This window comes from Mesorhizobium sp. SP-1A (genome assembly GCF_032460275.1).
Taxonomy (GTDB): Bacteria; Pseudomonadota; Alphaproteobacteria; order Rhizobiales; family Rhizobiaceae; genus Mesorhizobium.
Genome location: NZ_JAVXZD010000002.1, coordinates 183845 through 198288, shown reverse-complemented (window position 1 = coordinate 198288; position 14444 = coordinate 183845). Strand labels below are relative to the sequence as shown.

Genomic DNA, 14444 nt, shown 5'->3' with positions numbered 1-14444 from the left:
AGCACGCCAGAGTTCAATTGCGGTAGCCCCAAAATTTGAATGGATTCAGGTATCCATTGCTTCTTTGCACGCTGCCAGATTATGAGGGCGAATATGCGCGAGTGGATAGCTAAAAACATTCTTGGTCTTGTCAGAGCACCCGAAGCAAGGAAGCTTGATATCTTTGCAGAGTTGGCAAATGGGAAATCCATTCTGCTCGACTCAGGCCTTCATAGCCCTATGCAGGACTATATTCGAAGGATATGCGCATCGGCCGAATACATTGATAAACCGACGATAGAATTGTGGCACTCTCTTTTTCCTGTAGAGGCGTATCTCCAACACGCTGGACGTTTTAAACTCAGCAAGGATCGGACCCTATCTGGAGACAATCTGATTCACGCGTCCAATAAAATTGGAAAATGGCATGATCATACTGAAAAATCCAAAATTAGGAATCTCAGGAAGCAAATCGAAACGATCAAGTCCGCGATGCGATCTGAAAAAAAGACCATAGCCCAGATCGATTCCATGAGATACGAAGAACGCGTAATTGAAGCAATTGTAGAAACTGCGGAAGAACTCTGGGTGAAAGAGCACAATATGCCTCTTTTCGTGATCCAGTTTCTGCAGCGATACAAAAATGAATACGTATTTGAGCTTATAAAGCGGCTTCAACAAATCGCACCCACCGTCATTATCAGAGTGGTTGAAGCTCCGATGCCAATTACTCCTTCACTCACAGCCGACATCCATATTGTGGAGCGAACTGACTTCCAAAAATACCTCCGGTCGGACGCGGAAGTCCTTCTCGCTAACAACCAACGAGCTGTGATTACTTCACATCATGAAGCCCGCGAATTCACCAAATGGGATTACAAGAGCTACAAGTTTGAGGACACGCCCACCGTGGCTGAATACAATGCTAGCTTTTTTTCGAAATCGGCACGAAAAGCGTTTACCGACAAACACTGGGAACGATGCCATAATTAGTCAATAAATGTTGACGAACCCCTTATTTGGCGCAATATTTATTTAAAAGGAGTTTCCGATGAAGCGACCAAACCTGACTGATGAATTGATTTGCCACGTTGCGGCCGAAGAATGGGTGGAAAAGAATATCGATCACCTCAAGCGGGAAGATTATTTTTATACCGAGGCAGGTGCAAAGTCCTTTACAAAGAGCCTGGCTGAGGCAGCCAGATACGGCACAATCGACGCCCATGCCCTTGCTCGGTATGCCAAAATCGACACTGATGACGACACTATCGAGGACCTGGAAAGCTTCATTGCGCATCACCAATCCGTCTACAATCGAACGGTAAAGCAGTGGAAAAAAGGCTGGCCTCCGAAACGTCCGTTCGAGGGTGAATATGGCCGTGTGACTTTCAACATCAGTGACGATCTCGCCTATACAGGGATCGCCAGAATTGACAATTGTCTCGACGAAGAGGGGCAGCTCCATCTCTATCTGGACAAAAACAAAGACGACGCAAAGATCATGGCGAATCCGTATGGGCTTTTCAGCTCGGCTCGCATCATGAATTGGGAAGATGTCACTGAAGTCCACCCACTGGCGGACGAAGACCAGCGCCTCATCGCAGAATACCAGGCCAGAGTCATCCAGTTTGAAGAAGAGTCGAAGGCGAACAAGGCCTACAACGTCGCGAAACAGCGAATGGCTTCAGACGTAAAACAGCACAACAGTCTGAATATCGATGAAGCTAACGCGATCTTCAGCGATCTCAATGTGGCTGATAAAGACATTCCGCTGATCATTTCAGCCTTGACCAAGGTCGGTATTCATAAACGCCTTGAAGGCGCTGACGCCTCCAAAGAGCTTCTAAATCGCCTGATTTAAAGGACAGAACGTTGGGTCAATTAATCACATCGCCAGCCGTCTCATTCAAGACGACAAACACCTTTGTTCCTCGCGGGTGGAATTTCAAATTGCCCTGATTGGCAATCGCCAGTCGCAGAGATGCTGCTTGTGCATACTGACTATACGATTTTCAATCCGCGCCGGAATGGCTGGAATATGGACGACGAGGCTGAAGAATCCAGGAAGCAGATTATCTGGGAGCACGAGCACCTTGCTCGCTCCGAGACGATCCTGTTCTGGTTCCCGAAGGAAACGCTTTGCCCGATCACACTGCTTGAATACGGCAAATTTCTCGTCTCCGACCGCAAGCTGATCGTCGGTACACACCCTGAATACCAGCGCCGCCTTGACGTCGAAGTGCAGGGAAAGCTTGAACGCCCGAATATTCATGTCTGGGATGATCTGGACCTGATGGTGGCGTCGCTCTTCCAAAAATAAGAACACGCTGAAAGCGCTTCTCCGGAGGCACTCACCACCTGCAGAAAGCCTCATCCCGGTCTTGAGATCCTTCATCGCCTGAAGCTATAGTCAGGCCTCGGAGGCCACGCATGCAACTGTATCATCTCGATTGGGAAAAATCGTCCGCCAGAAGCAGAGACGATCACTTCAAAATCATCTCGCCCTTAGCGTCAGACGACCGCACCTTCGTCCGCAAAATGTTTGACGAAGGCGATCTGTACGAGCTTGTCGCCACATCGGACGTAGACGACATCGAGGAGGTGTACAAGGCTACGCAAAACGGTGTCGTAAGCGACAGCTGGAGCCTTGATCCTCCAAGCATCATCTCTCCCACGGAACCAAATTTTCACGCCGGACCAGACGGGAAAAAGTACGGTCGCCGGAGCACTTCGATGGGCGATATCATCGTCAAGGATGGCAAGGTGTTGCTGTGTGCAACGATGGGATTTCAGGAAATCTGAATCAAAAAAGGCGAGGGGACTCAATTCTCTCGCCTTCAAGGATCATCTAACGATTTAATCTCAACTACATCGCCATTGACGGCTGATTGACGCTGTCGATGCCGTCGCGAAGGATATCGCGCATTCGGGAGCGAGCATCGAAATCGCTCGTCTCGTGCAGCTCAACGAGAGCCTTGCCTTCTTCCTTATCGAGGACCACCCAAGCCGTCTGGCCAGCGATGTATTCCGGATAGAGGTTGCGGACGACGCGACCCATGCCGGAGAACTTACGGGCGTTCTTGCGCTCCAGCGAGAACGAAAGATCGATGCCCGACTTCACTTCGGTATAGCGACCAGCGACGGCTTCCTTGGCGGCAACCGAGACGTTGAAGGAGTTGCCCTCGACCGCCTGTTCCGAGACGATAAATTCGAGCAGGCAGCGGTTGCCGCACTCAGAAATTTCGATACCGATAAAGCGGCCCTGGTCGTCGACATTGTGGAGCTTCGGATGCGGCTCGTAGCCCAGGAGCTTCACAGGTTGCTTCTTGTCGTGGATCACGAAAGGCACGGTTGGGAGAAAGTGATCGTTGAAGTGAGTGCGGCGGCCGGACCAACCGAACTGGTGAACGAGGCGAGCCGCAGCGCAGTGACCGTCAAGAGTTGCAAGCAGCAAGCCCTGCAGGCGTTGTTCATCATCCGTCATTGGAAGAACTTCGCGCATCGTATTGGGATTGAAGCCCTTTTCGGTGACTTCCATGCCAACGAAATCAGCAAGCTTCTTTAGTGCCTCCTCCGACGGATAGGAGATGAAAGCCTCCTTCAGCGATGGGACCTGATGGAAAATGTTCTTCGATACGCCCTTGGTCAGGTCCTCGTAAGGAATGACGACATCGATGGCGTCTGCGATGCGGTATAGAGCTTCAGCAGCGGCGGTGTTGTGATCGAGAACAACACTCCAGCCATCTTCGAGCGAGACCATGTTCGAAGCCCCCAGACCCTCTGGCAACCAGGAAGTACGGAAAAGGCCAGCCTTGAATAGATCTGCAGGAATAAGCTTCGAATTGTTGTCCATGACCATCACCTTGTGTCGTTAGAAGGAAGGAAAGAGGCCCCCGCAAAGGAGGAGGAAACGGGGGCCTCTGCGTTCAGCGCTTGGGAGGGGGTTACGCCGAACGGATCGTGGCGAACGCGCGGTAGCGCTCGACAAAACGGGACTTGATGTCTGCCTTCAGGGTGCGAGCGAGTTCCGAATAACGCTTCATCAATTCCATCGGGTCAGTCATAGCGACGGTCTCGAACTCCTGAGCCAGCGTCAGCTTGGTCTTGAGTTCAACGAAGGCATCCATGGAAATGTCCATGAGAGCCTGGCGACGCGTCGGGTCTTCTTCAACCTTCGGCAGGCAACGTGCATGCTCGTGGTTGAGGTTGATTTCGATGAAGCGAGCTTCTTCGTTGATCTGGTAAGGGATCGTGTGATCGTCCAGATGTTCGAAAACCAGGCTGACCTTGGTCTTGCGCTCAGCCTGAGTGTCACGCTTCACACGCTCACGTGGCTCGGCAGGGTTTTCCTTTTTCGTTTCCTGACGCTCACGCTTGCCACCGAGGTCCCACATCGATGAGAACGAGCGGCTGAGGTCAGATTCCCACTCACGCAGGAGCTGGTTATCTTCGTCCTTGCGGCGCTGTTCTTCTTCGTCGACCAGCTTCTTCATGTAGTCGCCGACAGCCTTGATGGCGAAGTCGCGGACTTCACGAGCCTTGGCATCAGAAGTCTTGAGCTTGAGGTCGCGGCTTTCCGAAACGAAGCGCTCACGGCGATGATTGAAGTGCTCTTCAGCCCATTCAGCGGTCGTCGAGATAACAGCGTGAACCTTGTTCGAGAACTTGTGGCCTTCCTTGCCGAAGTTTTCACGGGCAACGAAGATCGGGCCGCAGGTGATGTAGGTATAAGCCAGTTCTTCAGGGTGTGAGCCAGCGCGGTACATGATGTGAGCTTTAAAGTTGCCGCAATCCGAGGTCACGAAGTGTTCTTCGTCGAAAGCGACTTTCTGTGCATCGACAGCTTCGCCATTGACGGTGATGTTAGCGCCCTTCATCCACATCATCATTTCGAGGGCGATCTTTTCGCGAACGTCGCGAATATCTTCGGCCTTGAAGCCGGAATGAAGCTTGGAAATGGTGATCGAGGTGCCGTTCGGCTCATTGGTCACTTCGTTGATGACCAGTTCCTTGAGATCGATTGGCGTGTTGGTTCGCGCAGCCTTTTCAACTGCGTCCAGGGTTAGGACAACGACATTGCGGTAGCCATTGCGGACAGAGTCAACGCGCATGGTGCGGCCGACGACCAGCGGAGCGACCTTACCCGTACCGTTGTAGCCTCGTAGATTACGGCCACCAACGCGACGTTCAGTGTGAGCATGAAGAGAGAAAAAGCGCTCAAGGTCCTTGCGATCCATGCCGCGAGCCTTATCGGTGATGGTCACGAAGCCATTCTTGCCGAGACCGATATTAACGTCGACCGATGCTGCTTCACCGAGATCGTATGCTTCGTAAGCGTTGGCGATACCTTCGAACAGAGCGTCCTGCTTGGTTTTGAAATCCATAGCGCGCTGTAGAACGGCTCGACCGACGTTGACGGTCACGTTAAGAGCCGAGATCGAAACCGAATCCTTCAGGCCCTTCGAATTCGTTTCCGTAACCAGTTCCTGAGCGAAAGAAGATACGGCGGTGATGTCAGCGGTCATATTGGTCATTTTTAAATCTCTCCTTTTTTGGCGCGAATTATTTTGTGTCGCGCTCAATTCGCGGCCTTAATGCCATTAATATCTAAGGTGGTCAACATTTTTCTTCATAAATATGCAGATAATTTTGGAAATAATCCGAATGCGGGATTATTCACCCTTTAAATATAGCCAGCAGGGGTAATTAATAGCGATAAATTACCCCGTTCGGGATATCAGAAGAGGAGTTTTCGTTAAAATCTGACCGTAATTATGCAGAAGGCATTAGCAGTGGAGAACCGCTTCACCCATTCACAAAAAATCTCCCGAACATGCCTGTTAGCCAGCCTTCAAAACTTGGGAGCAATCCGCTTGCCCTTCGAGCGCGTCGACGCTTATCGACCGCGCCCATGCGCAAAGGCTGAGATTTCGGGTGTTTGGATTTCGAGCCGGACGTTAGTCTGACATCAGCTTCGCATATTTCGAGGCCTTGGGCTTCTTCTGCGAAGTCTGCTTTCCGGTCTCGGTCTTGGATTCCGGTGACGGAATTGGCTCTTCAAGATCGAAAAGGAGTTGCCACGCTCTAAGAGCAACAATGACCGGGGCAGGGTATTCACCAGCATCCATTTGCCGCCAGAGCGTTGAATAATTGACGCCCAGATGTTCGGATAATGCCGTTTTCCAGTGCTCGCCGAAGATGCTTTCGGCCATCTGCCCGATATCCAGGCTATCGTCCTCTGAGATCAAGCCCAGGTTTTTGCCGTCTTCAGTTCTGTACGGCCCCATAGGTTTGAACGGGGGCAGAATGCCGAAGGCCCCATGCAGCACCAGCCATGAAGTGACTGCTGCGGCAACGGGGCCTGGTATCTTGCCTCTTTGAAGCATTCGCCATCGTGTCGATGCATCGATCCCGAGAGCGTCAGCGATCAGTCCTTTCCAGTTTTCACCGAAAAGCCTTTCGCCAGCGCTCTCAAGTTCGTGCGGGGTCATGAGCGGATGAAATCTCCCATGACCGAAACTGCACTGCTGTCGAAACCAACGATATCGAGCGAACCCGTATCCTTTGGATCGGCAATCGTGAAGCCCGTCGACGTCATGCCTGCAACAACCAGCTTCGCGTTGATACCCGTCGCCTTACGGTAACGCTTGAGAGCCTCCATCGGATGGATGGAACCAGCCCAAGTCTCGTTATCCGTATAGATGACAAAGGCATCCACTTCGAGACCCTTGCTGAGGGCGTAGAGCATCGGCTGCGCACAATCAGTACGCTGGAACGGCAAGTTGCTGATCTTCCTCGTGACGTCCGGCAGGCTCATCTTCGCGGTAATATCGAGTGGTGTGATACCTCCCGTAAAACCAACGAAGTGATGCTGCTTTTCAGTGCGTGCAGTCACCAACGACATTGCCGCCGAAGCCGCACGTGCACTAACGATGCCACCGATCAAACTGGACTGCATGGAACCGGACACATCAAGTGCCAGGAGATGACGCTTGCCAGTCGGAACCACGTTGTCGAACGCCTTGTAGAAAGCGTCGTCCAACGCATCACTGATCGTGGACACAGGAGACCACGTACGATCACCCTTCACAGCGCGACCCATCCGGTATGCAGTCAGACCCTGCAGGATCGCGTACGGATGCACACGAGCGTCCTTGATCTGCTTCGCATCAGTCAGGCGGTCCTCGATGAAAGCATTATGCTTGCCGAGGGGCTTGATCACTCCAACCGAAGTCAGCGTGGACAAGTTGCGCAGGAGAGCAGTCAGACCGAGGTTCGGCAGGAGTGCCTCCCAAACCTTCTCGTCCTTGAGCGCCCAGGTCGGCACAGCCTCCCAAGTCAAGCGATACTTCTCGATGAGCGGGATCAGCTCGGACGCAGTCTCTGCCTTCATTGCGGCCAGATGACCAACAACGACGTCAGGAAGCGCACCAGCATCATGATCGCGACCGATTGCCCAGCGATAGAGAGCGACACGCTGTGCGTCACCGTCCTCTGCCTTCGGGCGAGCACGCTTGATCAGGCGCTCGTGAGAATAGCCGTAGCGCTCACGATACTTGGACATCTGATAGCCGAGCTTGTCGACCGAGCGGGACTCGTACCAGTTCTGAACCGAACGCTGGACCGAGCGACCGAAGCCACGGCCGAGAGCATCGAGGATCGACGCAAACTCGAACAGGTGAGAAGCAGTACGGCAAACCTGATCGACAGCAGCAAGTGCAGCACGACGAGCATCAACGCTCTCAGACAAGGTGCCGAGCGCCAGTGCGAAGATCGCAGGGCTGTTCTTCGGAGCACGACCAGCGACAGAAATATCGACGATAGCCTGCGCGGTACGAGCATAGTCAGTTGCCCAGCACTGCTCGATGACAGCAGCATTGTCACGGGTCAGCTTGCGAGCGGACTCGTAATAGGTCTGCGCGTCAGAACCGAGGATGAGGAAACGCTGAAGGCGGCCCCAAATGTCGAGCGCATAAACGAAGCCACCAGCGTTGTTCTTCACCTGGCGCGAATCGAGAGGCTCACTCTGAGGGATGGAATCCTTACGAACGAGATCAGCATAAGTCATGTTCAAACCTTTCTTTTGGCTTGCGCCGTCTCGTCAACTTACAGAGTGTGCGAACGCGGTTTAGGCATCGATGTTTTAGGCGTCCTACCCCTAGACGAACACCATCAAATCGACGGTGTGCAGGATTCGAACCTGCGTTACCCGCTTAGAAGGCGATAACCGAAAGCCAGGGAGTTCGCACACTCTGTAAACCGACGAAACGAACGCGTTAATTGCAATGGGAGCTAATCATTATGAGTGATAACCCAAAGCGGGGAGTTCGCTTGCGTCAAGCTATGCATATACTGATATTGCATTTTGCAATGTCGCGCAAGGGCCTATTTTAAGATTTTGGTATTTTTATCGGCGAGACCGTAAATTTGCCTGGCCGCGCAATCCTGCATCACAATGGCATGGTCACTCGAACAGAAAAGGCATTGTGATGGCAGACGACGTATGGGAAGCATATTTTCGGGACGACATCTATTTGGTCTCCCCGACTGAAAACAAGATCGATGCGGCAAAGAAACTTCTCCGAGGCCTGCAGGAAGACAATGACTGCGTCTACAAGCTGCCTCAGGAGGTCGCCATCAGAGAAACACCAGATGACGACTGGGAAGATTTTATCGTGAAAAGCCTCGATTAGAGGCTAGTTTCTGTGCTGGGCCGAACGCGGGGGGACATCGATTGGGCTTACGCCCGAGGCTGTTGCTCTACCACCTGAGCTACTCCCGCATAGTGTAGCGGGAGGCGAGACTCGAACTCGCGACCGACTGCTTGGATAATCGAACATCAGGAGTTCGGTCCAGCACAGAAACTAGGTAACGAACGCGTGGAGCGCTATGGGGGACATCGTTTCAAGAGATAACCCAAAGCAAGGAGTTCGTTGAGATAACCATATTGCATTTTGCAATCTGGCGTCAACAGGAAAAAATGAAACTTTTCACATTTTTCGAAAAGAGGCATCGAAGGTCGGTTTCGGTGAACCGAGAAAGACAGCCACTTCTTTCACGTCATGCCAGAATGCTCCAGCTAAACGATGATAGCCATCCAACACGCGATATCCATTATCCTCTGTCACTATATACAATGGATAGATAGACGTATCTCTGGACCATTCAGCAAGCCACTCCGCACGACCTTCGTATTCGATACTGCCATTTGCAACAGCCTCTCGATCCGATTCCTGATGCCTTAAATAAGCAGCTTTCCATCCTCCCTCAGGTTCTTCGCCATCTTCATTACTGAAACGCAACAAATCCAGAGGCAACATCTCAAAAGACCATGCGTAATCACTGGTGTCTTCCAGCGCATCGCCAGGCATTTGAAAACCGACGATAGCCGCAATGTCCTCGGAAGAAAGACTGGCTAGTTCATCCTTCGCCAACGGAACGCCGTTCAAATGACAATCCAGCACTGTGTGCGTCATGTGACCTCCAAGACCTATTTTCGCTCAGTGTGCTCAGCCTCGACGCTTGTGACAACGAAAATGGTGTTCTCTTGCATTCACCTGCGATCTAATGGCAAACAGCAGCCAGAGCAGGGTTCGATGACGACACTTCCCGATAACAGATACCTCTTTCACTGGACATCCATCGAGCGCCTGCAGCGCCTCGCGAAGTCTGGGGTCATGAAGCCGTACTGGACGCACTATTTGTTTGACGAGAAGCGTGACGTGAAAGGCACTTCGACCTGCCAAGAACCAATGCTGTGGCATCCAGATGAAGAACTTCACCGAGAACCCTGCCTGATTATCGACCGCTCGACGATTGAAGCGCCACTACATGATCTTGAATCAGGGGAAACTTACCACCTGACCAAGGCGATCAGAAACGCTCGCAAGGCCGGAAAGCCAATCGAACCAATCCTGGAGAGCGTAGTTCAGGCGAGAAAGCGAACACACAGCACAACAGACGAGGTCTTCATTGAAGGTCCCATCTCCAAGGACAGCGTAGTCGCAATCGGCTTTCAGGATGACGACCTGGATCATACAGGAGAGAGGTTCGCAGCCATCAAGGCGATTGCGGAGGCAATGAATCTCCCGCTGCTCGACATGACGGGCTGGGAAATCGGTGCGCCTGGGTTCAGAGAGACTGACGAAATCGTAGACGAGTTGATCGGCCGGACTTCCAATTACAAACCATAGACCCAATAATTCCTTCATGTGGTCGAAGGAGTTAGCACCATGCCTGTTCCCACGTCATACAGTTTTACCGACGCTGTTTTCAATGTCGCTTCTGATCCAGCACGGCAGTTTGAATTCGTGTCGTTCGCAAGCCAATTCCTCTTAATCTGCGCGACGCTTCTCGTCGCCATTGCTCTAGTGGATGTTCTGCTAAAGCATCGTCGTGACACACACGACAATGAGTGAATTCGTACAGAATTAATTTGACACCTTGAACACGTCCACCGACTATTTTCGTGGAAGGAAATTCGATGGATTTATCATTTGCTGAAATTCTGATCTATATCGTTGCGATTCTCGCCCTCGGCGGCCTCACAGGCATACTAATTTGGGCGGAAATGCACGAATCTAATAAAGCACCCCTCAAGCAAGGTTCGAACGCCTCTAGGAACAATAGCAGCTATTACACCAACCTCAGTTCCAGCAGCTCTGATGGGCATATCTATGGCTTTTCGTCATCTGATGGCCATTGTGGTAGCGACAGCGGCTCGTCCAGTGGAGGCGACGGTGGTGGTGGCGGAGACTGACCACAATCGAACACTGAAATGAGAAGGCCGTCGAATTCGATTTCGGCGGCCTTCTCATTTCATGCTATTCGAGGGCAACCTCTAGATCGAAGCTCGCGAGCGATCATCAGCTTACATTCATCCGAAACCATCCACGGTTTCCCGAACTTCGGCCCTTCCTTGTCAGGAGCTGTGTCCAACTTGATCGGAAGCACTTCATAGTCTGCATTCATTCGAGCGCAGGTGAGCTTCCGGCCACCGTCATCGTCCTTAAACTCACGGTTCTTGACATAGAGTTCGAGCAGAATGCGACCAGCGACGAAATCTGCACGCCACTCCGCGTCGACCAGGAAGTGATATTTGAGATCGAGCTTCTCCGTTCTTCGCAAATAGGTGAGGAGATCCACCTCACGTAGCCATGAATAATAGGCATTCCCCATCCGCCATAGAAAGGCATCCATGATGCGCGTGTCTTGCTGGTTCACTGGGAGTTCTGCATTGAGCTTTCGGCTATTGCAAAACGGCACCCAACATAGCGAGCGGAAGTCTCCGAACAGGTGGCGCTTGATGTCATTCCAGACAGGAACGCGGCCCATTTTTTCCAATATAGAATGGAAAATATAGACCAGAGGCACTGGCGGAGAGTAATTATGGATGTCGTCGAATTTTGCAGCAGATTTGTCGATTGTACCTAATGCATGGGTCGTCTGCCGGATGGCATTTTTGATGTCAACAATCTCAAGACGGTATAGAACCTTGTGCTCAAGCGCACGGAAGCCAGCCATCAACTCGGCCCAGTTGCTGAGCTTCCCTCGACGTTTTTCCCAGTCTTGGTACTGTTTTTGACCTGTTTCACCGCGTTCAGCGAGGAATTCCTCGAACCATGCCCAGTCAGTGACAACCTCTGGCGATGCTGCGATTGGCTTCCGACCAGGCAAAACTGGCCGCGTAAAGCCCCGAAAGGCAGCGGACGTTGAATGAAGCATTTAATGAGCCTTTCTGCTCAATTTTGTGGCAATTATTAAATGCTCCTGGAATTATTCATAATCGTCAACAAATAAACTATTTTTAGTCTTATTTTCGATCCGAACCACGCGCCTATTTATTTTCTTTGAAAACACCGCAAAAAAGAGGCCCTGCTTTTCCCGCAGGACCTTCAAAATTTACAGGAGATCAAATACATGCACGTATATCGTGCCTAGTTTGATTTGTCGGCGTAGATCAACTGGCGCTTCATTTCGGATAATGACGCATCAGCAATGGACCGAGCCAAATGCTTGTTCTTCATCATTCCCTTCACATTCAACGTCTCGATACAGATGATCTTGTACGTGTCAGTGAGATGCGACGTCAGCTTATGCAGCGCATCTTTGCGAATGTTCGCGATGCGGTCGTGCTGTCTCGCTACGCGCATTTTTGCGCGTAGCCTGTTCTTCGAGCCTTTCACCTTGCGCGACAGTGCCCGCTGAAGTTTTTTCAGCTTCTTCAGGCCTTTGCGTAGGGATTTTGGTCCGTCGAACTTCTCTCCATTGGAAAGAACTGCAAGGCTTGTCAGCCCTGCATCCAGCCCCACCACTTCGCCTTGGTTTTTGGCATGTTGTTTGAAGTATGGGGTATGATCATCCACCTTCACGCCGAAGGAGATGAACCAACGATCAGCCTGACGGCTGATCGAAACTGTTTGCACTGATCCGGCAAACCGGATGGCTTCGCGCATCTTGATCCAACCGACATGCGGCAGTCGCACACGATTGCCCTTTACGCGGATATGATCGTTGCCAATGGTGAAGCGATCATCGACATAGCGCTTCCTGTAGGTCGGATATTTGGCTCTGCCCTTGAAGAAGTTCTTAAACGCTGTACCCAGCTGCTTGATTGCCTCTTGCGGGGCATATTTCGTCACTTCCATCAAGAACGGATATTCGCTGCGTTTAATGGCATTGAGCCGTTTGCGCAGATCAAGCTCAGAGACGTATTTCCGCTGTTCTTTGGGCAGTTGCTTCTGCTTTTCCCAGTGATTTTTCCATTCCGTCAAAGCCCAGTTATACGCGAAACGCGCACAACCAGCACAATCGACCAGATATGAAGTTTGAAGCTTGTTTGGAACAAGTTCAATGCGATGGGCTAAAAGCATGAATATTTATATGGTTGAATTATTTGTGAAAGTCAACCAATGTTCATTTATTCCGGTGTAACCGTTTGCCATATAACCTCGCGCAAAACACGGTCATTAATTCAATTACATCCTGAGACAGTTCCTGCTCAAATGTAACGTCATTCCCGTTCGCTTCGATGACCACCACCTGTACCTTGCAAAAGCTGCAGAACCTGAAAATTAGCTCCGCGCCAAATCTCAACAGCCGATCTTTGTGGTTCAGCACCAGGACATCGATCTGACGTGCCCAGATGAGCTTCAGCAGTTGCATCAGTCCTTTTTCTTGTAATTCAAGCCAGACCCAAGGTCGGTTATATGCACCGCCTCTGCGACTGGATAATTCACAGCGACATAGTTTTGAAGTTTGAGAGATTGGGTTTCAAGGTCGTTTTTCTGATCTGCAGATGATACTCTGGCATACGTCGCGATAGTCATTTGATGTTTTTGCCGTTGAATAAACTGCTCTTCAATTTGATTGACGTTGAAGCGACGATGACCGCCAGAAGGGAGAAAAGCTGGAACGAGTGTTCCAGCTTTTAGCCATCGGTAGGCAGTCAATAGAGATATTCCAATTAAAGTGCATCATTTGCCGATACTGATGTGTCTTTCCATGTTTGAATGACTGAACATGAATAGATTTTTACTCGGCTGCAAGTCACTCCTTACCAATATTGATCCGACAGTATCATATCGATTTGAAAGCCAACACGGGCATTGTTTGATGCAACGAAGATTTTTACGATATGTCGATCAAAATAGGGTTTTGCCATGTTCAACAAATATTACGAAGTCATCGAGCCAATCCATTATTTCGAGCGCAAAGGCCACGCGCTTTCCAACACATGGGTTGGCAGATCGCAGGCTTATGACACGATTTTCGAAGGCAAAAATGCTGTTCCTGGTGATCAGTTTCATTTGCTTGCTGGTGGTGACTTCATCCTGACTGAGGCGGGCGAAACGCCTTCCGTTGATTTCTGGAAGCCCAAGCACCTGTTTGAGAAAAGCTATGGAGGCACAAATAGTCCAAAGCAGCTCTTTGAGCAGTTTGAAAAGGCAGGGAAAGTTCGTGAAATTCCCGCGCCAGATCACAAGATCGATTATACAAATATTTCCAAACTGCCGACATTCACGCAGGGAACGCGCACTTTCACTAGAATTGAAAATTCCCCGACGTTCGAAATGTTGAACCAGAATGCCGACGACCTGATCGGCTTGGCGAGCGATTTCGGACTTCAGTACCCGCTATATGATTTCGGGGAAGATCGCAGAGCTATTCTCCGTATTACCGATGTCAATGAAGCTGGTCGGCTCAAAGCCAATATCTTTGAAGCACAGCTGCGCGAAGATGGACGCATTTATATCGCTCCCAATCAGGACTGGATTGATGGCGAAGCTTTTGTAGCGGCTTTGAAGGACAACCCGCTCGTTGATCCTGCTTACATCTACAAGGGGAGATTCTGGGCCACCGACGTCGCGATCCTCAAAGAACCCGACCTCATCAAGCAGCTTGAGATCGGCCTCGATCAGTACCTCGAAAAGACCAACCAGAAATCTGTTTTCCTGAAGCCATAA

At 50.9% G+C, this 14444-nt stretch carries 17 protein-coding genes; 8 read left to right on the top strand and 9 right to left on the bottom strand.

Annotation, left to right across the window (positions count from 1 at the left end; all coding sequences use genetic code 11):
* Nucleotides 1–39: 39 nt before the first annotated feature.
* From QU595_RS09550 to QU595_RS09535, 4 genes are all read left to right on the top strand, one after another.
* Complete coding sequence (locus QU595_RS09550; protein ID WP_315921242.1) at nucleotides 40–972, top strand: hypothetical protein; 933 nt, start codon at nucleotides 40–42, stop codon at nucleotides 970–972.
* Between the two features lie 58 nt (nucleotides 973–1030).
* The gene (locus QU595_RS09545) at nucleotides 1031–1840 is read left to right on the top strand and encodes a hypothetical protein (RefSeq protein WP_315921240.1); all 810 of its coding nucleotides are present in this window, start codon (nucleotides 1031–1033) and stop codon (nucleotides 1838–1840) included.
* Nucleotides 1841–1903: 63 nt separating this feature from the next.
* Nucleotides 1904–2299, top strand: a complete 396-nt coding sequence (locus QU595_RS09540; protein WP_315921238.1) for a nucleoside 2-deoxyribosyltransferase domain-containing protein — start codon at nucleotides 1904–1906, stop codon at nucleotides 2297–2299.
* Nucleotides 2300–2409: 110 nt separating this feature from the next.
* Nucleotides 2410–2781: a hypothetical protein gene (locus tag QU595_RS09535; protein ID WP_315921236.1), complete on the top strand. Its 372-nt coding sequence runs from the start codon at nucleotides 2410–2412 to the stop codon at nucleotides 2779–2781.
* Between the two features lie 64 nt (nucleotides 2782–2845).
* Here the strand turns inward: QU595_RS09535 and QU595_RS09530 are convergent, their stop codons facing one another.
* From QU595_RS09530 to QU595_RS09515, 4 genes are all read right to left on the bottom strand, one after another.
* Complete coding sequence (locus QU595_RS09530) at nucleotides 2846–3832, bottom strand: hypothetical protein (RefSeq protein WP_315921234.1); 987 nt, start codon at nucleotides 3830–3832, stop codon at nucleotides 2846–2848.
* A 91-nt stretch (nucleotides 3833–3923) separates the two neighbouring features.
* Nucleotides 3924–5513 carry an ATP-binding protein gene (locus tag QU595_RS09525; RefSeq protein ID WP_315921232.1) on the bottom strand — a complete coding sequence of 530 codons (1590 nt, stop codon included), beginning with the start codon at nucleotides 5511–5513 and terminating at the stop codon, nucleotides 3924–3926.
* A 423-nt stretch (nucleotides 5514–5936) separates the two neighbouring features.
* Nucleotides 5937–6470, bottom strand: a complete 534-nt coding sequence (locus tag QU595_RS09520) for a hypothetical protein (RefSeq protein WP_315921230.1) — start codon at nucleotides 6468–6470, stop codon at nucleotides 5937–5939.
* Nucleotides 6467–8047: a TROVE domain-containing protein gene (locus QU595_RS09515; RefSeq protein WP_315921228.1), complete on the bottom strand. Its 1581-nt coding sequence runs from the start codon at nucleotides 8045–8047 to the stop codon at nucleotides 6467–6469. Before QU595_RS09515 ends, QU595_RS09520 begins: the two co-directional genes overlap by 4 nt.
* Before the next feature lie 421 nt (nucleotides 8048–8468).
* Between QU595_RS09515 and QU595_RS09510 the strand changes: the two genes are divergently transcribed.
* Nucleotides 8469–8672: a hypothetical protein gene (locus QU595_RS09510; protein WP_315921226.1), complete on the top strand. Its 204-nt coding sequence runs from the start codon at nucleotides 8469–8471 to the stop codon at nucleotides 8670–8672.
* A gap of 297 nt (nucleotides 8673–8969) precedes the next feature.
* On the opposite strand, the gene QU595_RS09505 is transcribed toward QU595_RS09510, so the two are convergent.
* Nucleotides 8970–9455, bottom strand: a complete 486-nt coding sequence (locus QU595_RS09505; RefSeq protein ID WP_315921224.1) for a hypothetical protein — start codon at nucleotides 9453–9455, stop codon at nucleotides 8970–8972.
* A 120-nt stretch (nucleotides 9456–9575) separates the two neighbouring features.
* On the opposite strand from QU595_RS09505, the gene QU595_RS09500 reads away from it, so the two are divergent.
* Nucleotides 9576–10172: a hypothetical protein gene (locus QU595_RS09500; RefSeq protein WP_315921222.1), complete on the top strand. Its 597-nt coding sequence runs from the start codon at nucleotides 9576–9578 to the stop codon at nucleotides 10170–10172.
* 290 nt (nucleotides 10173–10462) lie between these two features.
* A complete protein-coding gene (locus QU595_RS09495) occupies nucleotides 10463–10738 on the top strand; it encodes a hypothetical protein (protein ID WP_315921220.1) in 276 nt (91 codons plus the stop codon).
* 59 nt (nucleotides 10739–10797) lie between these two features.
* Here QU595_RS09495 and QU595_RS09490 read toward each other — a convergent pair whose 3' ends face one another.
* The 4 genes from QU595_RS09490 to QU595_RS09475 form a co-directional block, all read right to left on the bottom strand.
* Nucleotides 10798–11703: a hypothetical protein gene (locus tag QU595_RS09490; RefSeq protein WP_315921218.1), complete on the bottom strand. Its 906-nt coding sequence runs from the start codon at nucleotides 11701–11703 to the stop codon at nucleotides 10798–10800.
* Between the two features lie 212 nt (nucleotides 11704–11915).
* Entirely contained in the window at nucleotides 11916–12851 is a 936-nt protein-coding gene (locus QU595_RS09485; protein ID WP_315921216.1) for a transposase, read from the bottom strand.
* Nucleotides 12852–12894: 43 nt separating this feature from the next.
* Nucleotides 12895–13143 (bottom strand): hypothetical protein, encoded by a 249-nt coding sequence (locus QU595_RS09480; RefSeq protein ID WP_315921214.1) that lies wholly within the window; start codon nucleotides 13141–13143, stop codon nucleotides 12895–12897.
* Nucleotides 13143–13430: a recombinase family protein gene (locus QU595_RS09475; RefSeq protein ID WP_315921212.1), complete on the bottom strand. Its 288-nt coding sequence runs from the start codon at nucleotides 13428–13430 to the stop codon at nucleotides 13143–13145. Before QU595_RS09475 ends, QU595_RS09480 begins: the two co-directional genes overlap by 1 nt.
* A 210-nt stretch (nucleotides 13431–13640) precedes the next feature.
* On the opposite strand from QU595_RS09475, the gene QU595_RS09470 reads away from it, so the two are divergent.
* Complete coding sequence (locus tag QU595_RS09470; RefSeq protein WP_315921210.1) at nucleotides 13641–14444, top strand: hypothetical protein; 804 nt, start codon at nucleotides 13641–13643, stop codon at nucleotides 14442–14444.